At 64.0% G+C, this 23,874-nt stretch carries 20 protein-coding genes; 6 read left to right on the top strand and 14 right to left on the bottom strand.

The window, feature by feature from the left end; translation table 11 throughout:
* Entirely contained in the window at positions 1 to 552 is a 552-nt protein-coding gene (locus AC1VON_RS13910) for a MaoC family dehydratase (RefSeq protein WP_172351616.1), read from the bottom strand.
* Between the two features lie 199 nt (positions 553 to 751).
* On the opposite strand from AC1VON_RS13910, the gene AC1VON_RS13915 reads away from it, so the two are divergent.
* A complete protein-coding gene (locus AC1VON_RS13915) occupies positions 752 to 1,849 on the top strand; it encodes a lactonase family protein (protein WP_172351615.1) in 1,098 nt (365 codons plus the stop codon).
* A gap of 36 nt (positions 1,850 to 1,885) precedes the next feature.
* Here AC1VON_RS13915 and AC1VON_RS13920 read toward each other — a convergent pair whose 3' ends face one another.
* The 3 genes from AC1VON_RS13920 to AC1VON_RS13930 form a co-directional block, all read right to left on the bottom strand.
* A complete protein-coding gene (locus AC1VON_RS13920) occupies positions 1,886 to 2,890 on the bottom strand; it encodes a Tim44 domain-containing protein (RefSeq protein ID WP_483123513.1) in 1,005 nt (334 codons plus the stop codon).
* Positions 2,891 to 2,965: 75 nt separating this feature from the next.
* Positions 2,966 to 3,259, bottom strand: coding sequence for a TFIIB-type zinc ribbon-containing protein (locus tag AC1VON_RS13925; RefSeq protein ID WP_172351613.1), 294 nt, complete (start codon positions 3,257 to 3,259; stop codon positions 2,966 to 2,968).
* Positions 3,260 to 3,488: 229 nt separating this feature from the next.
* The gene (locus AC1VON_RS13930; RefSeq protein WP_483123516.1) at positions 3,489 to 4,478 is read right to left on the bottom strand and encodes a zinc-dependent alcohol dehydrogenase family protein; all 990 of its coding nucleotides are present in this window, start codon (positions 4,476 to 4,478) and stop codon (positions 3,489 to 3,491) included.
* A gap of 102 nt (positions 4,479 to 4,580) precedes the next feature.
* Between AC1VON_RS13930 and AC1VON_RS13935 the strand changes: the two genes are divergently transcribed.
* Complete coding sequence (locus tag AC1VON_RS13935) at positions 4,581 to 5,483, top strand: LysR family transcriptional regulator (RefSeq protein WP_172351611.1); 903 nt, start codon at positions 4,581 to 4,583, stop codon at positions 5,481 to 5,483.
* A 21-nt stretch (positions 5,484 to 5,504) separates the two neighbouring features.
* Here the strand turns inward: AC1VON_RS13935 and AC1VON_RS13940 are convergent, their stop codons facing one another.
* The 7 genes from AC1VON_RS13940 to AC1VON_RS13970 all read right to left on the bottom strand — a co-directional run bounded on the left by AC1VON_RS13940 (position 5,505) and on the right by AC1VON_RS13970 (position 14,248).
* Positions 5,505 to 7,532 (bottom strand): CocE/NonD family hydrolase, encoded by a 2,028-nt coding sequence (locus AC1VON_RS13940; protein ID WP_483123520.1) that lies wholly within the window; start codon positions 7,530 to 7,532, stop codon positions 5,505 to 5,507.
* A gap of 48 nt (positions 7,533 to 7,580) precedes the next feature.
* On the bottom strand, positions 7,581 to 8,558 hold the full coding sequence (locus AC1VON_RS13945; protein ID WP_483123523.1) for an ABC transporter ATP-binding protein: 978 nt from the start codon (positions 8,556 to 8,558) through the stop codon (positions 7,581 to 7,583).
* Positions 8,555 to 9,538 carry an ABC transporter ATP-binding protein gene (locus tag AC1VON_RS13950; protein ID WP_483123525.1) on the bottom strand — a complete coding sequence of 328 codons (984 nt, stop codon included), beginning with the start codon at positions 9,536 to 9,538 and terminating at the stop codon, positions 8,555 to 8,557. Before AC1VON_RS13950 ends, AC1VON_RS13945 begins: the two co-directional genes overlap by 4 nt.
* Positions 9,535 to 10,425: an ABC transporter permease gene (locus AC1VON_RS13955; protein ID WP_246740731.1), complete on the bottom strand. Its 891-nt coding sequence runs from the start codon at positions 10,423 to 10,425 to the stop codon at positions 9,535 to 9,537. The genes AC1VON_RS13950 and AC1VON_RS13955 overlap by 4 nt, the downstream gene beginning before the upstream one ends.
* Positions 10,403 to 11,350 (bottom strand): ABC transporter permease, encoded by a 948-nt coding sequence (locus AC1VON_RS13960; RefSeq protein ID WP_172351607.1) that lies wholly within the window; start codon positions 11,348 to 11,350, stop codon positions 10,403 to 10,405. The genes AC1VON_RS13955 and AC1VON_RS13960 overlap by 23 nt, the downstream gene beginning before the upstream one ends.
* A gap of 52 nt (positions 11,351 to 11,402) precedes the next feature.
* Positions 11,403 to 12,962 carry an ABC transporter substrate-binding protein gene (locus AC1VON_RS13965; RefSeq protein ID WP_483123529.1) on the bottom strand — a complete coding sequence of 520 codons (1,560 nt, stop codon included), beginning with the start codon at positions 12,960 to 12,962 and terminating at the stop codon, positions 11,403 to 11,405.
* A gap of 293 nt (positions 12,963 to 13,255) precedes the next feature.
* On the bottom strand, positions 13,256 to 14,248 hold the full coding sequence (locus AC1VON_RS13970) for a dipeptidase (protein WP_172351605.1): 993 nt from the start codon (positions 14,246 to 14,248) through the stop codon (positions 13,256 to 13,258).
* A gap of 220 nt (positions 14,249 to 14,468) precedes the next feature.
* On the opposite strand from AC1VON_RS13970, the gene AC1VON_RS13975 reads away from it, so the two are divergent.
* Entirely contained in the window at positions 14,469 to 16,451 is a 1,983-nt protein-coding gene (locus AC1VON_RS13975) for an alpha/beta hydrolase family protein (RefSeq protein WP_483123535.1), read from the top strand.
* A gap of 16 nt (positions 16,452 to 16,467) precedes the next feature.
* On the top strand, positions 16,468 to 17,739 hold the full coding sequence (locus AC1VON_RS13980) for an NAD(P)/FAD-dependent oxidoreductase (protein ID WP_483123537.1): 1,272 nt from the start codon (positions 16,468 to 16,470) through the stop codon (positions 17,737 to 17,739).
* 4 nt (positions 17,740 to 17,743) lie between these two features.
* On the opposite strand, the gene AC1VON_RS13985 is transcribed toward AC1VON_RS13980, so the two are convergent.
* Positions 17,744 to 18,637: a LysR family transcriptional regulator gene (locus AC1VON_RS13985; RefSeq protein ID WP_483123539.1), complete on the bottom strand. Its 894-nt coding sequence runs from the start codon at positions 18,635 to 18,637 to the stop codon at positions 17,744 to 17,746.
* 133 nt (positions 18,638 to 18,770) lie between these two features.
* Between AC1VON_RS13985 and AC1VON_RS13990 the strand changes: the two genes are divergently transcribed.
* Both AC1VON_RS13990 and AC1VON_RS13995 read left to right on the top strand, forming a co-directional pair.
* Positions 18,771 to 20,105, top strand: coding sequence for an aromatic ring-hydroxylating oxygenase subunit alpha (locus AC1VON_RS13990; RefSeq protein ID WP_483123542.1), 1,335 nt, complete (start codon positions 18,771 to 18,773; stop codon positions 20,103 to 20,105).
* A 124-nt stretch (positions 20,106 to 20,229) separates the two neighbouring features.
* Positions 20,230 to 21,876, top strand: coding sequence for an acetolactate synthase large subunit (locus AC1VON_RS13995; RefSeq protein ID WP_140769366.1), 1,647 nt, complete (start codon positions 20,230 to 20,232; stop codon positions 21,874 to 21,876).
* 44 nt (positions 21,877 to 21,920) lie between these two features.
* On the opposite strand, the gene AC1VON_RS14000 is transcribed toward AC1VON_RS13995, so the two are convergent.
* A complete protein-coding gene (locus tag AC1VON_RS14000; protein ID WP_483123548.1) occupies positions 21,921 to 23,090 on the bottom strand; it encodes a substrate-binding protein in 1,170 nt (389 codons plus the stop codon).
* Positions 23,091 to 23,171: 81 nt separating this feature from the next.
* Positions 23,172 to 23,873 (bottom strand): ABC transporter ATP-binding protein, encoded by a 702-nt coding sequence (locus AC1VON_RS14005; RefSeq protein WP_483123551.1) that lies wholly within the window; start codon positions 23,871 to 23,873, stop codon positions 23,172 to 23,174.
* Between the last annotated feature and the right edge of the window lies 1 nt (position 23,874).

The raw sequence follows: 23,874 nt of genomic DNA on the forward strand, positions 1-23,874 counted from the left end.
TCACTTCTCCGTCTTGCCGACGAAATCGGCTGGGTTGCGGTACTTCACCGTCTGCAGATGCTCGCAATACAGAACGAGCTCGCCTTCGCCCTTGAACACTTCGTAGCTGGCGCGGATCAGCCCCATCTCCTTGTACCGGGGCTTCTTGTCGAGGTTGGAGCGGATCGAATAGATCGTGTCGCCAATGAAGACAGGCTTTATGAAGCGGAGCTTGTCATAGCCGTAGGAAAAGGCGTTGACGCAGTTGGTGGCGACCAGCCCGAGGCCCGCTGAAAAGACGAAAGCGCCGGCGATCAGCCGCTTGCCGAAAATGCCTTCGCTCTCGGCAAACATCTGGTCTTGCACGTAAGGGTGGATGTCGAGCACCAGCGTGTTGAACAGATGGCTGTCGCCCTCGGCCATCGTGCGCCGCAAGGAGCGGATTTTCTGCCCGACCGGCCAGTCTTCGTAGAACCAGTTCTCGGCATTCCACACCGGCAGGGCGGCGTGCTCCTCGGGCATGTTCTTCGGGTGCGTCGAGGCGACCCCAACGGTGGGGGCGAAGTCGGTCATGGCTGGCTCCGGCGGTCTCGCAGAAGGCTCCAGGCAACCGCTTGAATACCGCCAAAGGCGCTTGGTTGCACGACGTCTCCTCCCGTCAATCTTCTTTTGTAAATAGTATTTTCACATATGGGGTTGCGTTGCAAGCGAGGACGGGCGAAATTTTGGCCGGCCCCGCAAGCCACAGGCGCTGGCGGGCAGGGAGGAAATCATGAGCAAGGATTGTCTGGTCTTCGTCGGCAGCCTGAACCGCGAGGCGCCCTATTTTCAGGGCGCGCGGGGCGTCGGGCTCGGCGTCTACAGCTTCGACGAAGCAACGCTGGAAATACGAAAACTGGCGGAGACCAACGACGTCGACAATCCGACCTTCCTGTCGGTGACGCCGGATGGCTCGCGTATCTACGCCAATTCGGAAGTTTTCGTCTGGCGCGAGGGCACCGTCTCCGCCTACCGCTTCGATCGTGGCTCGGGCACGCTCACCTATCTGAACAAGCAGCCATCGCTGGGCAGCATCACCGCTCACAACACCATCACCCGCGATGGGACCAAACTGCTGGTCGCCAATTATGGCATGGGGGAGGGCGGTCCGGATCGTGCGGTAGCGGTCTACGGCTTTGAGAAGGACGGCGCGCTGTCGGCGCCGTTGGCCAGTGTCTCGCACAGGGGCAGCGGCCCGAACGCGGTGCGGCAGGAACGCTCGCACGCCCACAGTGTCACCGAAACCATTGCCGGCGGAACGGCCGTCGTCGCCGATCTGGGCATCGACCGGCTGGTATCCTACCGGATCGGGCAGGATGGAAACCTGACGAAGCTCACCGAGTCCGCCCTGACGCCGGGCGCGGGGCCTCGTCATCTCGCACTGCATCCGAACGGACGCTTCGTCTTCGTCATGAACGAACTGGATTCGACCGTCGTGTCGATGGCGCTGGACGAGGCATCCGGCAAGCTCTCCATCATCGATGCCAAGCCGGCGGTCCCGGCCGAGGCGCGCGACAGCAATCACTGCGCTGATATCCAGATCTCGCCGGATGGCCGTTTTGTCTATGGCTCCAACCGTGGTCACGACAGCGTCGTCATCATGGCTGTCGACCAGCAGACCGGCGCGCTGAGCCTCGTCGGCTATGCCCCTTGCGGGGGTGCCACGCCACGCAACCTGGCGCTGACGCCGTCCGGCAGCCATCTGTTCTCCGCCAACCAGAATGCCGACCGCATCTCGATCTTCGCGCGTGACGCGGCGAGCGGCATGCTGACCGACACTGGACGCGCCATAGAGATCGGCACGCCCATGTGCGTCAGGATCGTGCGCTGAGGGGCTCGCAGCGACCCTTGGATGACCTGGCCGGGCTCAGGCCTGCTGTATGGCCGAGAGCTTCCAGCTCGAGCCATTCTGACGCGTGAATGTCCACAGCTCGGTCGTTTCGGTCGGATGGCCCTCGTCGCCCTCGACGACCTTGCCGCTGGCCCGTTCGCGCATCACGTCGCGAGACTCGTAGCGCAGCGCGGCCGTGGCGTAGTCGCGGTCATCCTCGCGCCAGCTTTCGGCGATGTCGGCCTGCAGCAGAGTGATGTCAGAGACCTCGTTCCTGAGACCTTTCTGGGCATTGTCGGCCAGTTCTTCCGAGAGATAGGACACCATTTCGGGTGTCGTCGCCCGGCGCAGGGCGGCATGGTCTTCGCGCCCGAATGCTTCCTGGATGTCGGTCAGCAACTGCTGGAACGCATCGAGGTCGCTCTGAGCCAGTGTGATGTCCTCGGAGACAGCGGCCGGCGAGTTCCCGCCCGAACCGCCACCAAAGCCGGGAATTGTGAACGATCCTGCCGTCTGCTGCTGTCCCGTTGCGCGGTTCTCAAATCGCGACACCTGGGCATTGCGCGACACCTGGGCATTGCCGGCACCCGCGAGTGCCGGCGCGGGGCCGCGCGCGGATTGCGACCGGAAGAACCTGATGGCCAGCATGATCGCGCCACCGATGAGCAGGGCCTGAAGCAGGAAGCCGAACATGCCGGCCAGACCGCCGAAGCCTTGTCCCAAGAGCAGCCCGATCAGGCCGCCGATCAGCAGGCCTCGCATCATCGTTCCGCCGAAGCCGCTCATGAAGCCCGGCCTCTGCGGGCCGGCCTGCGGCTGCCGGGCGGCAGAGTTCACACCGGTGTTGGGCGTCATTGAACGCTCCACCGGAGCGGTCGGCGCCGGAGCGGTCCTGGTCGGCGGCGCCGACTGGAACGTGCGCGTGCCACGACTGCCGAAACTGCCGCCGCGCCGCGCCTCGGCATGATCGATCGCGACCATGGAGAATGCGAGGAACAGTCCGGCGAACAGGGTTGCAAATCGGCTGGTGCGAGACATCATCGGAAATGAACCTTTATCGATGTGGTTTTAGAAATTTTCAGCAAACGTCGGCCCGGGCACCGGAGCGACATCCGGTCAATCGAACAATTCCTCGAAGAATGACTTCTTCCGCTTGGGATAACGGTGACCCTGCGAGCGCGAATAATCGTCATCGCGGCCATGGCCTTGCTGCGGTGGGGAAAAGGCTGCTGGCTGCGGCGCGGGCGACGCCTCCCTGCCGGAACGCTCGATGATCTTGTCGAGTTCGCCTCGATCAAGCCAGACGCCGCGGCACTGCGGACAGTAGTCGATTTCGATACCCTGGCGTTCGCTCATCACGAGCGCGACGCGGCAGGAGGGGCAAACCAGGCCAAGGAGGGAAGACGTCATACGGGGCTCCAAACCGAAAGGATTGAGCCCGTTTGACCTAAAAGGGTGGAAACGGGCCCGTTAAAGCGGTCCGACATCACGGTCGCCATTGGCGACAGTCAGAGGGGCCCGGCCCGCACCGTTCAGTTAGGAATGCGGAGCCGCGCCTTCAAGGGCGATAGTGCCGGCACGGGTGATTTGTTTGCCGTTGCTCAGACCGTCACCACGATCTCAGATCGTCACCACGATCTCAGATCGTCACTACGATCTTGCCGAACTGGTCGTTCGATTCGAGATAGCGATGCGCCTCGACGATCTGGTCGAAGGCAAAGGTCCTGTCGATGATCGGCCTCAGCGTGGCTGCCTCCAGGCCTTCGAGGATGAACGCCTTTGCTGCCTCCAATTTCGCCGGGTCGCCGGTAATCTCGTGGACGAGGTAGCCACGCAGCGTCAGCGTCTTGCCCAGCACCGCAGCCAGGGGAAACGGCGTCGGCTCCCTGCTGAGGCCGCCGTATTCGATCAGAATGCCTCCCTTTGTCATCGCTGCCGTCAGCGGCCCGAAGATCGGGCCGCCGACGGCATCCAGCACGACCCGTACGCCTTTTGGTCCCACGATTGTGTTCAGCCGTGCGGTGAGATTCTCCTCGGCCAGGATCACGACTTCAGCCGCTCCGGCGTCGAGCAAGGCCTGTTTCTTCGTCGATGTCCGCGTCACCGCGATCGCCGTTGCGCCAACCTTGTTGGCGATCTGGATGGCCGCAAGCCCGACGCTGCTCGACGCCGCTGTGATAACGACGGCATCCCCACTGCCAAGTTTGGCAATGTCGATCAGCGCGCCATAGGCGGTGAGATATTGCATCCAGACCGCCGCCGCCCCTTTCCAGTCAAGCGACGGTGGGTGCTTGACGAGCTGCGCGGCGGGATAGGTGACCAATTCGCCATAAGCCGGCCAGCGCACCATCGATTGTGGAGGGATGGCGCTGACAGCGTCGCCCGGGACAAAATTCTCCACGCCTTCGCCCACTGTTTCGACAACCCCTGCCGCTTCAAGGCCAAGCCCTGAGGGCAGGGCAGCGGTCTCGATATAGGTGCCGGCGCGCAGCAGCGCCTCTGCGCGATTGATGCCGAGTGCCTTGACGCGGATTTGAACTTCGCCCGGACCCGGTGGTGAGAGGTCGACCTCCTCGATGCGCAGGACTTCGGGACCGCCATGCTGGTGGAGGCGGACGATACGTGCCATTCGGGTTACTCCAAATTATCTGAACCGAATGAGCTATGCGGATAAAGGTTTCATGGATAAATGGGCGTAGGGATAAAGCAGTAGAAACCGAAGGTTTCGAATATGGATCGGCTTGAGAGCATGGCCGTCTTCATCAAGGCGGCCGACCTTGGCTCGTTCGCGGCTGCCGCGGTCGCGCTCGACCTGTCCGGACCTATGGTGGGCAAGCATGTCCGCTTTCTCGAAGAACGGCTGGGTGTGCGCCTCATCAACCGCACCACGCGCCGTCAGAGCCTGACCGATTTCGGCCGCGCCTATTACGAACGCTGCCGGGTCGTGCTGGCCGAAGCGGAAGCCGCCGATGTGCTGGCCGCCGACCAACTCTCCGAACCGCGCGGAAAACTGCGCGTCACCATGCCGGCGCATTTCGGCCGCCACTGCGTGACCCCCGTGCTGCTGAAGCTGGCGCGACAGTATCCGATGCTGGAACTCGACCTGTCACTCAGCGACCGCTTCGCCGATCTTGCCGAGGACGGCTACGATCTCGCCATCCGGACCGGCGATCTGGACGACAAGGCTGGCGTGATCGCGCGCCGTGTTGCGCGTCAGGGCATGATCGTTTGCGCCGCGCCCTCCTATCTGCAACGCCATGGCGAACCGCGGCGGATCGAGGACCTCGCCGATCATCAGGCAATCGTCTATCGCCGGCTCGGCCAGGTCGTTCAGCCCTGGCTGCTTGCGCGTGAAGGGCAAGCAGCGCAGGAGATCGTGCCCAGCGGCCGGCTGCGGCTCGACGATCTCGATGCCATCGCCGATGCTGCGGTCGAAGGCATGGGGCTGGCGTGGCTGCCCTGGTGGTTGGTTCGCGAGCGCATTCGAGCCGGTGCGCTGGTGTTGCTGTTATCGGACAAGCCGCGCTATCTGTATGACTGCCACGCCCTTTGGCTGCGGACGCCGCATCTGCCGCTCAAGGTGCGGCTCGCAGTCGATGCGCTGGCGGCCGCCTTGCCGAAATTGATGGCGTGATCGCGAGCCGCGCCGGGCCTCTCAGTTGAGGTCGCGCGGATACTCCTTGACCTCGCTTCGATCGACGACCACCTCGTTGCGATCATGCGCGGTGATGTGGGTCTCGATCCGCCAAACATCGCGCAGCCCGCGCACCGTCGCCTTGACCGAAACACGCGCTTGCCAGTCGCCCCTGCCGTAGGATTTCTCCCATGTACAGGTGCCGACCGCCGTGTTCGGATCGTCGGGGCGGATGGTGAAGCGGTCGACATGCCTTGCCGAAAGGGTCATTCCCGTATGCGGGTGCCGCACCGTACCGCCGTCATTGATCACCAGGTAGACGGTCTCGCCGGTGATCTGGTCGGTCGACACCGAGCGCTGGAAGCCGTCGCCCCTGGCCAGCACCTCCTGCTCCATCGGGCTGGCGCTCTCCGGGCCGAGGAATGGTCCCAGCGTGTCGTCCAGCTTTTGCGGTGCTCGCACCGGCAGGATCAGCCGGCTGTCGCCGCAATGGATCGACAGCGTCGCCTGTTCGGCCGTCGGGAAGACGATCGGCCAGTGCGACGTCGCCAGCGCCAGCCGGATGCGCTCGCCGGCCTCGAAACGCTGCCCGCAGCAGCGCAGCTTGATGCGCACTGTCTCCGCTTGCCCTGGCACCAGCGGCTCGATCTCCAGGTCGCCGTTGCGATGGCTGAGGTTGAGGATACCGTAGCTGACACGTGAGGCCGCGCCGTCCGCGAACACCTGCGACAGGGTAGCGGAGAGGAGCGCGACCGGTTTGTCGGAGGCGAGCTTGACCTCGAATTCGGGGAAGCCGAGGATCTCGAGCGCTTCGGTCAAAGGCGCCGTCTCGAAGATGAGGGCGTTGCCTTCCTCGGTCCGCTGGTCGACCGGCAAGGTCGGCATGACGCCGTAACCACACCAGGCGCCTGAAGACAGGCCGGCCGTCTGTGGCGATGAAATCTCCAGGATCGCGTTATCGCCCTTGGCCTCGCTCAGCACATGGGGTGCAAGGTTCAGCACCTTTTGCCCGACGCCCGGTCCCGGCCAGGACGGCTCGGCCACCCAGCGGCCAGGCCGCTCATCATAGATCGCTGCCGGCCGCGCCGGATCCTGGATCCAGGCGCGCAGCATAGGCTCGTCGGCAATGCCGGTGTCGATCCCCTTCAGATACTGGTCCCACCAGCGCAGGCATTCCTGCAGGAAGCCCATGCGCGGGCCGGGCATGGCGAAGTGGGGATATTTGTGCCCCCAGGGGCCGATCAGGCCCTTGCGGGGACCGGGCAGATTTTCCAGCATGCGGAAGATCGGGTTGGGATAGCCGTCGGCCCAGCCGCCCACGGCGTAGACCGGGATTTCGACATCGGCATAGTCCTCGCAGATCGAGCCATGCTTGTAGAAATCGTCGCGGCGCTGGTGTTCGAACCAGTCCTGCATCCATATGCCGTTGCCATTCAGTCGCTGCTCCCAGAGATCGCGCCAGCGGTCGCCGACGATCAGCGGATCAGGTGGCGTCATGGCGATTGCCCAGGCAGTCGTTCCCCACATCAGATTGTCGCACATCATGGCGCCGCCAAGGTAATGCACGTCGTCATTGTAGCGGTCGTCGGTCGAGCACAGCGAGATGACAGCCTTCAGCGCTGGCGGGCGCCGGGCGGCGACCTGCAGTCCGTTGAAGCCACCCCAACTGATGCCGATCATGCCGACACTGCCCGAGCACCAGGGTTGCCGGGCCAACCATTCGATCACCGCCAGGCAGTCGTCCTGTTCCTGCTTCAGATACTCGCCCTTGCACAGCCCTTCGCTGTCGCCCGAGCCGCGCATGTCGACACGCACGCCGGCATAGCCGTGCCCGGCGAAATAGGGGTGCGTCAGCGCATCGCGCTCCACCGTCCCGTCGCGCTTGCGATAGGGCAGGTATTCAAGGATCGCCGGCACCGGATCGGCGTCGGCGTCTTCCGGCAACCAGATGCGCGCCGCCAGCTTGACGCCGTCCGGCATCGGAATCCAGAGGTTCTCGATCTCGCGCACCTTGCGCGGAAAATCGGTGATGACGCGGATATCTTGCATGGCGGCTCCTCTCGACGCCCCGGCCAATATTTGTGCCGAGAGCTGTCCTTATGTGTTCAGCGGGAAATGGCAGGTCAGACGGCTGTCGCCTACAGCGGCCGGGATAGGGGCATCGACCGCGCAACGGTCTTGTGCTTGCGGGCAGCGTGTATGGAACTCACAGCCCTTGGGCCGCGCCAGCAGCGACGGCACGTCCGCCGGCAGCGTGATGCGCTGGTGCATCCTGTCGGGATCGGGCTCCGGATTGGCCGATAGAAGTGCCGCCGTATAGGGATGATGCGGCGCGCGGAAGATCGCTTCGGTCTCGCCCTGTTCGACAAAGCGGCCGAGATACATCACCGCCATGCGGTCGGCGATCTGGCGCACCACATGCAGATTGTGGGTGATGATCAGCATCGACAGGCCCATGCGGTCGCGCAGATCGTTGAGCAGGTTCAGCACCTCACCCTGTACGGAAACATCGAGGCCGGCCGTCGGCTCGTCGGCAACCACCAGCACCGGATCGAGCGCGATCGCCCGCGCGACGCCGACGCGGCGTGCCTGGCCGCCGGACAACTGGTGCGGATAGCGGTCGGCGAACTCGCGCGGCAGCCCGACCAGCGTCAGAAGCCGTGTGACCTCGGCGTTGAGATCACGGTTGGAGAGCCCATGGATGACGAAGGGCTCCGACAGCAGCGATCGCACGCTGAGCCGTGGCGACAGCGACCCGATCGGATCCTGGAACATCATCGGCATGCGCCGCCGCACCGGCTTCATCTCGGCGTTGGAAAGACCTTGCAACTCCTGTCCTTCGAACAGGATCGTGCCTGATTTGACGGGCTGAAGACCATTGATCGTGCGTGCGAGAGTGGTCTTGCCAGAGCCGGATTCGCCTACCAGCGCGAAAGTGGTCCCGCGCTGCAGGTTGAAGCTGACACCGGAAACCGCCTCGATCTCCGTGGCGCGGCCAGCCAGCCTGGCGGTCAGCCCGCCAACCCGGAACGAGACGCGTAAATCGCTGACGCGGAGCAGGTCATCGGAGCTCATGCGCTCATCACCCCCAGGGGAACGTACGCGTGCCAGCATCGGGCAATATGAGATCCGCCAAGTGGAGCGTTCGGAGGCGTCGTCAGGCATTGCGCATCGGCGCGGTCGCAACGCGGTTGGAAGACGCAGCCGCTCGGCCGCCGGCGCAGGTCCGGCAAGGTTCCAGCGATGGTCGGCAGGCGGGCGACCCGGTGCGACAGCCGCGCCGGATCGCAGGCGAGCAGCTTTTGCGTATAGGGATGACGCGCATCATGGAAGATCTCGCGGGTCGTGCCGCTCTCCACCACTTCGCCGGCGTACATGACGATCATCTCGTCGCAGAGTTCGGCGATAACCCCCAGGTGATGCGAGATGAAAAGCACCGAGCAGCCGATATCGCGCTGCAGGTCCTTGAGCAACTCGATGGTGGCCACCTCCAACGTCGCGTCGAGCGCGGTGGTCGGCTCGTCGGCAATCAGCAGCGCCGGCTCCATCATCAGCGCCATGGCGATGGCGATGCGTTGCTTCATGCCGCCGGAGAATTCGTGCGGAAACTGCGCCAGCCGGCTTTCCGGATCGGGAATGCGGACCTTGCGCAGCATGGCGACAGAGCGCGCGTCCTTGTCCCGCTTCGACAGGCCTGAGCGATACTGGATATCACGCATCTGCCGTCCCACCGAAAGCACGGGATTGAGCGCGCCCATCGGATCCTGGAACACGGTGGCGATCCTGCGGCCACGCAGCCCGCGCATCGCGGTCGGGTCAAGTCGGGTGAGGTCCTTGTCGCCCTCGAAGACGATCTCGCCCGACGAGATCTCGCCATTATCGGCGAGCAGGCCGAGTATGGCGTTGATCAGCGTCGACTTCCCGCAGCCGGATTCGCCGACCACGCCGACGCTGCGGTTGGAGGGTACGGAAAAGCTGACGTCTTTCAGCGCCTCCAGCCGGCCGTTCTCGGTGTGGAAGGCAACGCTGAGATTCTTGACCGCGAGAACCGTCATGACCGTCCCTTCAGCCGGGGATCAAAGAGATCGCGCAAGGTCTCGCCGAAGAAGGTGAAGCCGAGTGTGGTCAGCACGATCGGCAGGCCGCCGGCGATCACGATCCAGTAGGAATCTCGGATGTTGGCGAAGCCGTCATTGAGGATTGCGCCCCAACTCGGTGTCGGCGGCCGCACGCCAAGCCCGAGGAAGCTCATGCCGGCCTCGATCGCCACCACCACGGGGATGTCCATCGACACCAGGATCAGGATTGGGCCAATGATGTTGGGCAGGATATGGACGCGCAGGATGCGGCTGGCGCTTGCGCCCATCGAGCGGGCCGCCATGACATGTTCGGCGGATTTGAGCACCAGCGTCTGGGTGCGGATGATGCGCGCATAGCCCGGTACGTTGACCAGCATCACCACCAGCACCACCGCGTAGAGCGAAGGGCCGAACAGGGTGACCAGCGTCAGCGCCAGCATGACGGTCGGGAAACTCTTCACCGCGTCGAAGATAAGCAGCAGCACATTGTCGAGCCATCGTGGGCCATAGCCGGCGATCAGGCCCAGCACCACGCCGACAATCAGCGACACCAGGGTTGAACCCAGCGCGATCATCAGCGCGACGCGTCCGCCGTAGAGAACCCGGGTGAAGAGATCGCGGCCGAGATGGTCGGTGCCGAGCAAGTGCATAAGGCTGGGCGAGGCGAAGCGCTCGGCCGGCGAAATCTTGCTCGGCGTATAGCTGGTCAGGACACCGGCGAACACAGCCGAAAGCACCACCACCGCCACCAGCGTCAGGCCGATGGCGCCGAGCGGCTCGCGCATGATGCGGCGCACGGTGCGCCACACGCCGCCGAGGCGGCTGCCGCGAAAGGACAGCTCAGTTGAAACTTGATCTGACACGGGGATCCAATAGGCCGACCAGTATGTCTGCCACTACGTTGACGAGGACGAAGAAGACCGTGGTGACCAGCACGGCTCCGGAGACGATGGGGTAGTTGCGCACCGAAATCGCTTCATAGACCAGCTTGCCGATGCCAGGGCGGGCAAAGACGATTTCGGCGAAGACCGAAGACGACAGCATGTGGCCGATGCCGACGCCGAGCAGGGTGATGGTCGGCAGCACGGCGATGCGCAGCGCGTAGGTGTAGATGATGCGGTGTTCCGGCAGGCCGAAGGCGCGTGCCGTGCGGATATGGCTGGCCTCGAGCGTCTCCAGCATCGAGGCGCGCACCATGCGCGAGATATAGCCGATCCAGCCTAGCCCGACCGCCAACGACGGCAGGATGAGATGCTGAAGCTGGCTGGCGAGGTTTCCGGGGTCGCCGGCACCGATTGCCGGCAGCCATTGCAGGGCAACGGCAAAGACCAGTAGCGAATAGATGGCGACGACGAAGGACGGCACCGCGATCATCGCCACCGACAATACGCCGATCACTTGGTCGACGAAGCCGCCGCGCCGCACCGCCGCGATGCAGCCGAGCGGAATGCCGAGCGCCACCGACCAGGTGATGCCGCCGATGATGAGCGCCAGCGTGAACGGCAGTTGCTCCATCACCACGTTGAGCACCGGCCGGTCGGACAAGACTTCCGTGCCGAGATCGCCATGCAAGGCTGATCCATAGAAGTTCGCGAATTGCCGCCAGACGGGCTGATCCAGGCCCATGCGCTCGCGCAACGCCTCCTTCATCTCCGGCGTCGCGCGTGGTCCCAGCGCGACCGAGGCCGGGTCGCCGGGGATGAGGTAAACCATGGCGAACATCATCATCAGCGCGAAGCTGATGATGATGGCGCCCAGCCACAGGCGCTTGAGGGCGTAGCGGATCATGTCATTACCCGTCGGAACGTCTCCGGCGGGGGCAGGCCCCCGCGGGTCGATGTCATGCCGGTTTGAAATCGGTGAACACTGGTTCACCGTTCGGCTTCAGGCCGGCCACGACCGAGTCGCGATACATGACGCCGGTGACTTCGTGGGTGAGGAAGACGTAGTTGCCGTTTTCCTCCATCAGGTCCTGCAGCTTCTTGTAGATGACATCGCGCTTGGCCGGATCGAGTTCGACCATGCCCTCGGCATTGAGCTTGTCGAATTCCTCGCTGGAGAAACGCTCCCAGTTCCAGACGCCGATCTGGTCGCGTGTGAACCACGCGGTGGCCCAGCTTGGATCCGGCTGCATGGAGAAGCGGCTGATGATCATCTGCAGCTTCTTCCAGTAGTCGCCTTCCTTGGCGCCGAGCGTCCAGAAGGTGCCGCTGTCGTTCTGCTTGATCTCGACGTTGAGGCCGACATCCTGCAGGTTCGACTGGACCACTTGAGCGGCGGTCAGGCGCTCGGTCTTGTTAAGGATGTCGAGCGTGATCGTGGTGCCGGCGAGCCCCTCCTTGGCGATCATGTCGCGGGCGCGGTCCGGATCGTAGTCGAAGAGGTTCTTCTCGCGGTGGCCGGGCAGGCCGGGCGCGATGATGCCGGTTGCGGTGGCGGCCGCGCCGAAATAGGCCGCATCGACGACCGCCTTGCGGTCCACGGCATATTGCACCGCGCGGCGCATGTTCGGATTGTTGAACGGCGCGACATCCTGGTTCATGCCCAGCCAGACGAAGGCCAGCGACGGCTTCTCGACGACCTTGGTCTTCGGCGGCGGCGTCTGTTTCAGCCGCGAGATCGAGGAGACCGCGGTCCAGGTGTAGTCGAGATCGCCGGCCTCGTAGCCGAGTTCGCCTGTCTTCTCGTCCTCGATCGGATGGATGTGGATTTCGGCAAAGCCGCCCGGCTCGTACTTCCAGTCAGGGTTGCGCACCAGCACCGTGCGCTGCTTGGGCAGCCATTCCTTCAGTATGTAGGGGCCCGACTGCGCAACCGGCTTGACGCCCAACTTGCCGCCGAGTTCGGTGATGGCTTTCTTGGACAGGATGGTCCCGGACGGCGTCGGCAAGGTGGATGTCCACAGCGGCGCGAATGCCTGCTTGAGATGGATGATGCCAGAGAGCTTGTCCTTGACCTCGACTTCCTTGAGCGTCGCCCAGTCGCCTGAATAGGGGCTCTTGTTGGCCGGGTCGGCGATGCGCTCGATCGAGAATTTGACGTCTTCCGCGGTCATCTGGCCATAGCCGTCGGTGAAGCCGATATTGTCGCGCAGTTTGAAGGCGACCGTCAGCGGGTCGAGCTGCGTGATCGTCTCGGCCGCCATCGGCCGCCAGCCCCAGCTCTCGCCAGGCGTGGTGACGACGAGCCCGGCGAAAATGACGCTGGTGATATCGCCTTCGGGCGCGGCCAGCCGGAAGCAGGGGTCGAGCGTCTGGATGTCGGAGTATGAGCGCACCTTCAGGATCGGGCCATCGGCCGACCAGGAGATTTTCGGATTGACCATCGAGGCAAGACCAAAGGCTCCGGCTCCAGCCAGCAGGCCGCGTCGCGAAACCCTGGTGTCGGTAAAAATGGACATGCTCTACCCCTCTGCTGTTTTAATTGTCGTGCTTGATCTGCTGGCTTTTTTGAACCGCGCCGAATTTATCGGTCGGCTAAAACTGCTAGGGATAGACATGTATGTCTAGCGAAAATTTTGCTGGCATGTTCGAATCTTGGATATGGCCGGTCTTGCGCAAAATCCCGATATCCGATCCGCCCCTGCCGGCACTCCGGCGGGGGTCGAAATGCGATCGACCCGCCCTCCGGGCGAGCTGGCCCGCCGGTCGGCGGAAGCTGGATCAAAAGCTGAAGCGCGGCCCGCGTTCTCGACTACTTCCAGATCTCGGTCGCCAGCCGCATGAAATTGCCGCCCATGACGTCGCGCACTGCCTGCTCCGATTGGCCACGACGCAGCAGGACTTCGGCCAGTTCGCGCATCTGGCCAGGGGCCGAGTAGGTCGTAGCGCCTTCCGGATATTCGCTCTTGGGCCAGAATTGCGGGTTGTCGGAGATGATGCGGTCGATGCCCTTGACGTCTACCGGGAAAGCGTAGTCCAGCCCGATGCCGACATGGCGCGGGCCGATCAGATCGACGAGATATTCGATGTGGTCGGCCAGCCTCTCCGAATCCGTCCGGCCTTCGCCGAGGAAACGATTGAGCCCGACAATCGCGACAATGCCGCCGGTGCGCGCGCAGGCCTTGATCTGATCGTCGGTGATGTTGCGGCCGTGGCCGCAAAGCGCCTTGGGGTTGGAGTGCGAGAAGATGACCGGCCGGTTGGAATACTCCATGACCTCCATTGAAGTGCGGTAGCCGGTATGCGTGACGTCGACAAACATGCCGAGACGGTTCATCTCGTCGATGACCTCGCGGCCGAACGCTGTCAGGCTGGTCTCGACATCGTGGCAACCGCCGCCGGCCAGATTGTTCCTGTTGTACGCAAACAGGATCTGGCGCACGCCGAGCTGGTGGTAGAACTCCACCATCTCGATGCGGCCGTCGAGCGCGTTCATGCCCTCTATGTCGAAGGTGATCGCGAGTTTGCCCTCGGCCTTGGCCTTGCGGATTTCCGTGACCGAGGAGACCAGAGTGTAGTGCTTGGAATTGGAAAGGATCCAGTGGCGGAAATTCGCCAGCGTCCTGACAGTCTGCTCCCAGGGCAACAGATCGAAGCCGACGTCGATCGACAGATAGTCGATGCCGGCATCGCGCCAGATCTGCAGATTGTTCAGGTCCGCCGCCGGATCCGGCATGAAGCCGGAATGCGCGTCCCAAATGATTTCACTGTCAAAAATTGCCCGGGCGGCATTCGAAACGGTCACTTTTTCCTCGCTCTCTCGGCAGTACCAAAATCTCGGAATGCCGGATCAATCAGCGTTCGGGTCGCATGATCCAGATGCAGTGCCCATCAACTATCAGGCCACAGACACATGTGTCTAGACAGCTCCGATTGAGCCTGTATGGTCGCCGTCGTTGCCATCAGGATAGTGCGGCGCGGCTCCGTGTGGTGGTGTCAGCAACGCATGATTATGAGGGTATCCGATGCAACGGGATTTTCGCTCCTCGGTGGAATTCGAAGCCGTCCACGGCTTCTACAGCGATCTTCTGGGCGCCCCCGGCCACGTCTTCGGCGGCCGCTCGCTTTGCGGCCATCATGGCGCGGGACAACTCCATTTCATCGGCCAGAGTTTCGAAGGAGCGATCGAGGATGGACCTGCGAGCAGGCTCTACCAGGTCGCACGCGGTGGCGGTCCGCTCCAACGGCTGAGCGAAAAGGAAGCGCGGCAGATCCGTTTGTCGCCTGACGGGTCGCTGCTGGCGTTCGCCTGCCAGGGTGACGGTCCCGCGACGGACCTGATCGAGATATGGTCCGACAGTGCCGTTGTCGCGAGCGCCGCCCTGCAAGGGCGCATCGAGCAGCTCGACTGGTCGCCGGATGGCAAGAAACTTCTTCTGGTGGTTGCCGGAACCGCCGCCGACCTTGCCGGTATCCACGGCGGCTATGCCCAGAAACAACAAGCGGAAGCCGTCGCCTGGCTGCCCGAGGTTCGGCTGGGTGAGGGCGAGGACCTTTGGCGCCGCATATGGATCTGGGATCTCGAAGGTGCCGCCCGCCCGCTCACCGCCCCGCCGCTGAATGTCTGGGAAGCGAGCTGGTCGGGCAATGACAGCATTGCCGCCCTGGTCAGCGACGATCACAGCGAGGGCAGCTGGTATAGGGCGCACCTGGCGCTGGTCGACGCCGGCTCGGGCTCCGCGCGGACGATACATACGCCAAAGGACCAGATCGGCTGCGTCAGGGGCGGTCCGGGCGGAGACAAGGTCGCCTTCGTCCAGGCATTCTGCAGCGATCGCGGGCTGGTCGCGGGCCTGCTTTCCATCCTCGATTTGAAAACCGGCGCGGTTGTAATTGCCGACACGCCGGGCATCGATGTGACATCGGTCGAATGGCGTTCGGCAACGGTCATCCATTTTGCCGGCGCTGGTGGTCCAGAAACCGTGAGCGGCGATTTCTCCCTCGACCATGCGGTCGCGACGCAACATTGGGCGTCGCGCGAACTCACCCATGGCGAGTGGGTGCCCGCGTCTCACCCGATTGGAGACAGGGGCTCGCTGTTCATCGCCGAATCCTGGTCGTGCGCGCCGTTCCTGGCCGAAGAGATGGATGGCTCCATTGTTGAACTGGCCTCGCTGGCCGCGCCCGGTGCTGCCAAGGCGATGGCCGCCTGCGGCGCGGTCGAACCTTTCGAATGGAGTGCGCCGGACGGGCTGACGATCCAGGGCTGGTTGGTGCGGCCGTCTGGCGCGACGACCCCGACGCCGCTCCTGGTGGACGTTCATGGCGGGCCGGTTTCGGCGCACCGCAACCGCTGGCTTGGCCGTTCCCGCGCCGGCGCCATTCTTGCCAGCCGTGGCTGGACGATCCTGTTCCCGAACCCGCGTGGCAGCACCGGGCGCGGCGACGACTTTGCCCGTGCGGTCAAGGGCGACATGGGCGGCGCCGACGCGCGGGACATCATCAGCGGGGTCGACGCGCTGGTAGCGCGCGGCCTGGTCGATGCCACGCGCGTCGCCGTAACCGGCACCAGCTATGGCGGCTTCATGTCAGCCTGGCTGCCCTCGCAGAGCGACCGCTTCGCCGCGGCGGTGCCGATCTCCCCGGTTGGCGACTGGTATAGCCAGCACCGCACGTCGCAAATCCCTGAATTTGACGAGATCATGCTGACGACGTCGCCGTGGCAATCCGGCGGCGAGTATTTTTCGCGCAGCCCCGCCTTCCACAAGCAGAAGAAGATCGTGCCGTCGCTGATCATGGCCGGCGCCATCGACAAGAGCACACCGCCGGGACAGGCCGAGGAATGCCATTTCGCGGCCCTGAGATCCGGAGCGCCGAGCGCTCTCGTCATCTATCCGAAGGCTGGGCACAGCCTGCGCGGTTACCCCGAATACATCGACAGCGCCGCGCGCATCCTGTGGTGGCTGGAAAGACATATCGGCCCCGCCGGCGGGACCGGCCATCAGTGAAGGGAGAACAGAAGAGATGAGCACAAACGGCAACCACGCCGGAGGCAGCAACCGACATATCGCCGTGATCGGCGGTGGCATCATCGGCTGCAGCGCGGCCGTGCATCTGCTGCGGTCCGGCGTGCGCCAGGTGACCATCATCGATGCGGGTCAGCCGGGCGCGGCGACCACTGGCGCCGGTGCGGGTTTCGTCTCCCACTGGTCCGCAGGCATGATCCCGCTCGGCGAGGAAGGTTTTCAGCTTCAGCAGTACGGGCTCGATTTCTATCGCCGGCTGCACGAGGTCGGCGTCGAGATCGGCTACCGGCCGAACGGCACCTTGATCATGGCGCTGACCGAGGATGGACGCGAGCGCTTCGTGCGTCCGGTGCTGGACTCTCCCTACGCGCCGCCGGAAATGCAGGATCTGAACGCCGTGCAGATCGGCCAGAAGATGCAGGGCCTGGTCGATCCGGCGCGCGTCCATTCGGCGGCTTACAACCCGCACGGCATCCAGATGGATACTACCCTGGCGATGAAGGTGATCACCCGCCAGATCCGCGAGCTTGGCGGCGTCTTCCGCAAAGGGACGCGCGTCACCGCCATCCAGGATGCGGGCGACCGGGTAACGATCGAAACCGATCAGGGCAGCATTGAGGCCGATGGCGCGATCGTTGCCGCCGGCGCCTGGAACAACCAGGTGATCGCAGGACTTGGCTGGCAGCTGCCGCTGCTGCGGGTCGTCGCGACGCGCATCGTCACAGACAACAGGGGGTTGCCGTCGACCATCCCGACAGTCCAGTGTCGCGAGTTGCGGCTGTGGCTGCGCGAAACATTCGGCGCCGTCATGTGGGGCACCGGCCGGCACTATCAACCTCTCTACAAAACGGCCGACAGCGACATCGAACCCGGTCAGCCGCACAATCTGGAACTGATGCAGGCGACGTCCGAACAAGAGCTTGCGGAATTGCAGACGATCTTCCCGCCGCTGCGCGGTTCGAAGATCGCGAGTTGGGCGCAAGGCGTGCCGTGCTACACGCCCGACAACAGCCTCGTGGTCGGCAAGGTCCCGGGCAGCGACAATGTCGTGATCGCCGGCGGCGACAATGAGAGCGGCGTCACCCATGGCCCGGGCCTTGGCCGGCTCGCCTGCGAACTCGCCCTCGGCCAGACCCCGTTCGTGTCGCCCGGACGCTTCCGCGTCGACCGTTACGCCTCCGATGCCTTCAAGTCGGAAGCCGAGGTCGAGGCCGCCATGCCGGCCTGGGGCGCGCGTCACGACGCCTCAAGGTTTGGCCGCGAAGCCTGATCCCTCAGGTGGTGCCGACGCTGCCAAGCAGTGCCTGCGCCACCGACCTGACCAGCGGACCGGCATTCTTCCGGATCACGATGTGGAAGGAGCCGGCGTGGCGACGCGAGGCCTTGGTCAAACGGATGAGCTGGCCGCGGCGAAGCTGCTCGTCGGCGAAGCCGGCCCAGGCCAGTGCCGCGCCGCGCCCGGCGATGGTCTCGTGTATCATCGACATATAGCTCGTGAACCTGGGCCCTTCGAGCTTGCGGTCGGTTCCGATCCACGATTGCCAGCTGTCGATCGCCCTGGGCGGCGTCGCCTGATGCAGCAGCGGCACGTCAAGGAAAGCCTCCGGCTCTTCCGTCGCAAGCGCCGGATGCCGGGCCAGGAAAGCGGGCGCGCAGACAGGATACCATTCCCCGTCGAACAGCTTTTCGGCAACAAGATCAGGCCATTGTTCGGGTTCGCCGAAGCGGATCGACAGTGCCACTTCAGGCTGGTCGAAATCCCTGTAGTCGTTGGATGTCTGCAGCAGCACGCGGCCATCGGCGACAAGCGAAGTGATCAGGCCGAAGCGGGGCATCAGCCACGCTTGCGCCAGATCATGGCTGCAGCCGACGACGAATGTGTCGCTGTCGTGCTCGGTCAACTCCTCCACCGCTTGCCTGATGGTCGTTAGCCCTTCGCGGATCGCTTCGGCCAGCGCCATGCCGGCTCCGGTAATGGCGACGCGGTTGCCCTGACGCGTGAACAGTTCGACCGAAAGTTGCCTCTCGAGATTGGCGACGTGGCGGCTGACCGCGGATTGCGCGATGTTGAGTTCCTGCGCGGCGGGTGTCAGGCCGCCATGCCGCGCGGCCGCCTCGAAGGCGACCATGGCGTTCAGAAGCGGAAGTGACGTCTTGAGGGTTTTCACGATTCGGCCCGGTCCTGTCTTCATGCCTTTTCGATATGAAGGTCTACCATTTCTGTATTTGCGGCAAGCTTTTCGGCATCGCAAACTCTATCGAAACATCATCCTAACGCCAGCGTGCAGAAAGGTGTTCGCCGTGCAGGCCAACACACCGAACAGCCAGCCCATCGATCGAAACGAGATTGTCCGCCTGATTGACCGGCAGCGTCAGGACTGGTCCCTGGAACAGGCTTTCTATACGGATCCGGCTATCTTCGCGCTGGAGCGGGATCTGTGGTTCCCGCGCCAATGGGTGCTTGTCGCCCACGCCAGCGAAGTGCCCGAGAAAGGGCGCTACATCGTGCGTCAGCTCTTCGACGAGGAGATCATCGTCGTGCGCTTCGGTGACGGCGAGGAAGACATCGCGGCCTATTACAACGTCTGCACCCATCGTGGCTCGCGGCTCTGCACCAAGGATGGCCGCGGCAAGCTTCTGGTCTGTCCCTATCACGCCTGGTCGTTCAGGCTGACCGGCGAACTGCAGTCGCGGCAGGATCTTCCGCCAAGCGTGGACCCGGAGGCGCTCGGGCTGCATCGCGTGCCCTCGAAATGTTTCGGCGGCCTGGTGTTCTGTGGCCTGGACGCCAATTCCTTGCCCGACATCGAGCCTGTCGCGGCGGGGCTGACGGATGGGTTGTGCGAAAACGGCCTTGACCGGGCGCGCATTGTCGCCCGCAAGAACTACCTGACCAAGGCGAACTGGAAGCTGGTGCTCGAGAACTTCCTCGAATGCTACCATTGCCGGCCGGCGCATCCCGAATACTACCGCGTCAACGGCCATGTCAAAGTCACCGCGACCCGCGACGCCGACAAGGCGGTCGAGTGGCAGAATGAAATCGAGGCCTGGCACAGCGTCATCGGCGATGCCGAATTCCACAAGGGCGCATGGCAGCCGGGCGACCTCGACACCATGCCGTTCGCCATGCACCGCAAGCCGATCGGCTCGGGCCGCAACACCTTGTCCAATACGGGCGAGGGGGTTTCGTGCCTGATGGGCGGCCGCAGTGCCTATGATGGCGGCGAAAGCGGCTTCCGCCTCGGACGGCTGTCCTTCGCCAGTGCTGCCAACGACTATGTCACCCTGTTTCAGATGATACCGCGCAGCGCCATGGAGACCGACGTCATCCTGACCTGGCTCGTCGACAAGGACGCCGATCAGGACGTCGACGCCGACGCCATCAGCTGGATGTGGGACGTGACCACGGTGCAGGACAAGAAGATCACCGAGGACAATGCCGACGGCATCCTGTCGCGCGCCTACCGGCCGGGCCCCTATACGCCGCTGGAAAGCCAGACCTCCTTCTTCGTGCAGACCTATCTGTCGGAACTGCGCTCGCTGATCACCGGCACGCGCGGCGCGCCGGCCAGCCAATGGTCCGCGCCGGCGCAGCTCTTTGCATCGCCCAAGGCGGCCTGCTCAACGCGGCTTTGACCTGCAAGACGCGGATTCGGTCTCTTCTGCAAAATGAGTGCACGCTTCAGGTCTTTGAGGCGTCGCGTTCCGGTGCCATATGAAGGTGGCTGACGGAATGTGCGCATTGCAGGAGAGACGATTCATGACCAAGGGTTCGGATCTGTTCGTGGCGGCCCTCGAAAACGAAGGGGTCGAGCGGATTTTCGGCATTCCGGGCGAGGAGAACCTGGATATCGTCGAATCCATCCGCCGCTCGTCGATCCAGTTGATCCTGACCCGCCACGAGCAGGCGGCGGCCTTCATGGCTGCTACCTACGGCAGGCTCACCGGCAAGCCGGGCGTGTGCATCACCACGCTTGGCCCCGGCGCGCTCAATCTGACGACCGGCGCGGCCTATGCGCTGCTCGGCGCGATGCCGATGATCATGATCACCGGCCAGAAGGGCATCCTGTCATCGCGGCAGGCGCGCTTCCAGATCGTCGATATCGTCGCTGCGATGAAGCCGCTGACCAAGCTGTCGCGCCAGATCGTCTCGCCCAAGATGATCCCCTCGCTGGTGCGTGAGGCCTTCCGCGTCGCGCAGGAGGAGCGTCCAGGTCCGGTGCATCTGGAATTGCCGGAAGACATAGCGGCGGCCCAGTGCGATCCGGTCGCGCTGGTGCCGACGCATCCGGTCGACCTGCCCATTGCCGGCGCGGACGCGCTGGATCGGGCTGCCCGGATGATCATGGAGGCGAAGCGTCCGCTGTTGATGTTCGGCGCGGCAGCGTCGCGCCCGCGCGTGACCCCGGATATCGCTCAGTTCGTGCTGCGCACACAGATACCCTATTTCACCACACAGATGGGCAAGGGGACCGTGCCTGGCGGCACCGAACTCTATATGGGGACGGCGGCGCTCTCGGAGCGCGACTACGTGCACGAGGCCATAGAACAGGCCGATCTGATCATCACCATCGGCCACGATACGGTCGAGAAACCGCCCTTCATCATGGGCACCAACGGCCCGAAGGTGATCCATGTCGGCTATCACTCAGCCGATGTCGAGCAGGTCTATTTCCCGCAGGCCGAGATCGTCGGCGACCTTGGCCCCTCTCTGGCGCTGCTGGCCGACCGCGTCGAAGGCAAGATCCCCAATGCACAGGCCTTGCTGCCGCTGCGTGAAGGCATTTTGAGCCGCATCGCCGCGCGCGCCACCGAGGACCGCTTCACGCCGCAACGCATCGTGCATGACGTGCGCGCCGTGATGCCGGCGGACGGGATCCTCGCTCTCGACAACGGCATGTACAAGATCTGGTTCGCGCGCAATTACCGCACGCGCATGGCAAACACGCTGCTGCTCGACAATGCGCTGGCCACCATGGGCGCCGGCTTGCCGTCGGCGATGATGGCGGCACTGCTCTATCCCCAACGCCGCGTCATGGCCATTTGCGGCGACGGTGGCTTCATGATGAACAGCCAGGAACTGGAGACCGCTGTCCGGCTCAAGCTAAACCTTGTCGTCCTGCTGCTCGAAGACCATGCCTATGGCATGATCCGCTGGAAGCAGGCGGTCGACGAGTTCCCGGATTTCGGCATGACCTTCGGCAACCCTGATTTCGTCAAATACGCCGAGGCCTATGGCGCCAGGGGAACCAGGGTCGGCGAGATCGCCCAATTGCGGCCGGCGCTGGAGCAGGCCTTTGCCGGCGGTGGCGTGCATCTCGTCGTCGTGCCCATCGACTATTCCGAAAATACCAGGGTGCTTGTCGACGAACTGCGCGAGCGGCTGCCGGCGCCACAGAAGCCCTGACGGCGGCGGCAACGCCGCCGTCAGGATTGGTTGGGTGCGAGGGCCTACACCTTGCAGTAGGGCGTGACCGGCGCGATGTTGCCGAAATCCTTGACGATCTCGTAGCTGATGCCGTCGGCCGCCGCCTTGCCGACATAGGAATGGCAGAGCGTGTGGTTGTTGGAGGCATCGACGCGGATCTTGCCTTGCGGCGCGTCGAACTCGATGGTCGGCAGCGCCTTGAGCACATCGTCGTCCTTCAGCGATCCGGCCTTCTCGGCGGCCAGCGCATAGAGATGCAGGCCGTTATAGCCGGCCTCGCCGATGCCGTTGACCATCTTTTCCTGGCCGAATTTTTCGCGGAAGCTCGATATGAACTTCTTGTTGACCGGATTGTCGAGCGCCATCCAGTACGGCTGCGGCGCGTAGGTGCCGGCGGCGACGCCGGGCGGCAGCGCGTCCTTGTTGAAGACCTCATCGAGCGGCGCGATCAGCGGCTGCTTGATGTCGAAGCTGCGATACTGCTTGAGCTGGGTGACAGCGTCGTTGCCGACCACCATCGACCAGACGACATCGGGCTTCAGCGACTTGATCTTCTGGAAGGCCGGGCCGAAATCCGTGGTGCCGAACGGATAGTAGTCGGCGCCGATGATCTTGCCGCCGGCCTTCTCGTAGGCAGCCGTGATCGCCTCGGTCATCTTCTGCGGCCAGGCGTAGTCCGAGGCCATGATGTAGATGGTCTTGCCGAGGTTCTCGGCTACCCACGGCATCATCGGGTCGACCTGCTGCATCGGGATCGGGCCGGTCGCGACGAAGTAGCGGTTGCACTCGCCGCCCTCGAAATTGGTCGGGTAGAAGAACAGCTTCTTGGCCTTCGACGTCACCGACAGCGTCGCACTGCGCTCGGGCGAGATGATCGTGCCCATGATGACGTCGACCTTGTCCTCATTGAGGAGCTTGCGTGCCTTGTCGATGGCGCCCTTGGTCGTGGTCTGGTTGTCCTCGATGAACAGTTCGACCTGGCGGCCGCCGATGCCGTTGGCGGCGTTGAGTTCGGCGGCGGCGAGCTTGTAGCAATTGAGCAGCGTCTCGCCGAGGATTGCCTGCAGGCCGGTGATCGGGATCGACAGGCCGACCTTGACGGTGTCGGCGGCGCGCAGGATCGATGGCGCGCCGACCATGGCGAAGGCGGCGGCAGCGCCGCCGGATTTCAGGATCGTTCTTCTGCTTATCATTCTTGTGTTCCCTTCCAGTCCAGGCGCGCCCCATGCACGCCTTGCAAAGCCAACAGGTCCCAGGCGCGCTTCAGCCGCGCCTCATAGGGCCAACAAATCCTTCAGCAGGCTCTCGTCGGCGAACGCCTCCGGCGTGCCTTCATGCACGATCCTGCCCTTCTCCATCACCAGGCAGCGGTCCGCCGCTTTGAGAACGAGATCGAGATTCTGCTCGACCAGAACGATCGCGATGCCTCGCTCGCGGGCGATCCGCGGCACCAGTTCGGCGATCGACTGCACGATGTTCGGCTGGATGCCTTCCGAGGGTTCGTCGAGCAGCAGCACCGACGGCAGGCCGCAGAGCGCGCGGCCGATCGCCAGCATCTGCTGCTGGCCGCCCGAGAGCGTGCCCGCGATCTGTGCCTCGCGTTCGCGCAGGATCGGAAAATAGCCGAAGATGTCGGTCGGGATGCCGCCGTCGCCGCGATCACGGGCGGCACGCGTGCCGACTTCCAGGTTCTGCCGCACAGTGAGTTGGTTGAAGATGCCTCGGCCTTGCGGCACATGCGCGATGCCCGCCCGCGCACGGCGAAAGGCCGCTGCATTGGTAAGATCCTGGTCGCCGAGAACCACGGCGCCGCCGCTGGCCCTCAAAGCACCGGCGATGACGCGCAGCAGCGTCGTCTTGCCGGCCCCGTTGCGGCCGAGCAGGCCGACGACCTCGCCCGGCGCCACGCTGAGGTCGATGCCGTTCAGCACCGGGAGCGGGCCGTAGCCGGCCGAAACGGCAAATGTCCGCAACATG

This window comes from Mesorhizobium sp. HAY1-8B (genome assembly GCF_056868045.1).

What these genes read in the sequence shown, in the direction of transcription:
- AC1VON_RS13995 (WP_140769366.1), top strand. Translation starts at nt 20,230, where the DNA reads ATGACCAAGGGTTCGGATCTGTTCGTGGCGGCCCTCGAAAACGAAGGG.
- AC1VON_RS13915 (WP_172351615.1), top strand. Translation starts at nt 752, where the DNA reads ATGAGCAAGGATTGTCTGGTCTTCGTCGGCAGCCTGAACCGCGAGGCG.
- AC1VON_RS13940 (WP_483123520.1), bottom strand. Translation starts at nt 7,532, where the DNA reads ATGCAAGATATCCGCGTCATCACCGATTTTCCGCGCAAGGTGCGCGAG.
- AC1VON_RS13910 (WP_172351616.1), bottom strand. Translation starts at nt 552, where the DNA reads ATGACCGACTTCGCCCCCACCGTTGGGGTCGCCTCGACGCACCCGAAG.
- AC1VON_RS14000 (WP_483123548.1), bottom strand. Translation starts at nt 23,090, where the DNA reads ATGATAAGCAGAAGAACGATCCTGAAATCCGGCGGCGCTGCCGCCGCC.
- AC1VON_RS13925 (WP_172351613.1), bottom strand. Translation starts at nt 3,259, where the DNA reads ATGACGTCTTCCCTCCTTGGCCTGGTTTGCCCCTCCTGCCGCGTCGCG.
- AC1VON_RS14005 (WP_483123551.1), bottom strand. Translation starts at nt 23,873, where the DNA reads ATGTTGCGGACATTTGCCGTTTCGGCCGGCTACGGCCCGCTCCCGGTG.
- AC1VON_RS13980 (WP_483123537.1), top strand. Translation starts at nt 16,468, where the DNA reads ATGAGCACAAACGGCAACCACGCCGGAGGCAGCAACCGACATATCGCC.
- AC1VON_RS13960 (WP_172351607.1), bottom strand. Translation starts at nt 11,350, where the DNA reads ATGATCCGCTACGCCCTCAAGCGCCTGTGGCTGGGCGCCATCATCATC.
- AC1VON_RS13945 (WP_483123523.1), bottom strand. Translation starts at nt 8,558, where the DNA reads ATGAGCTCCGATGACCTGCTCCGCGTCAGCGATTTACGCGTCTCGTTC.
- AC1VON_RS13930 (WP_483123516.1), bottom strand. Translation starts at nt 4,478, where the DNA reads ATGGCACGTATCGTCCGCCTCCACCAGCATGGCGGTCCCGAAGTCCTG.
- AC1VON_RS13935 (WP_172351611.1), top strand. Translation starts at nt 4,581, where the DNA reads ATGGATCGGCTTGAGAGCATGGCCGTCTTCATCAAGGCGGCCGACCTT.
- AC1VON_RS13920 (WP_483123513.1), bottom strand. Translation starts at nt 2,890, where the DNA reads ATGATGTCTCGCACCAGCCGATTTGCAACCCTGTTCGCCGGACTGTTC.
- AC1VON_RS13975 (WP_483123535.1), top strand. Translation starts at nt 14,469, where the DNA reads ATGCAACGGGATTTTCGCTCCTCGGTGGAATTCGAAGCCGTCCACGGC.
- AC1VON_RS13965 (WP_483123529.1), bottom strand. Translation starts at nt 12,962, where the DNA reads ATGTCCATTTTTACCGACACCAGGGTTTCGCGACGCGGCCTGCTGGCT.
- AC1VON_RS13950 (WP_483123525.1), bottom strand. Translation starts at nt 9,538, where the DNA reads ATGACGGTTCTCGCGGTCAAGAATCTCAGCGTTGCCTTCCACACCGAG.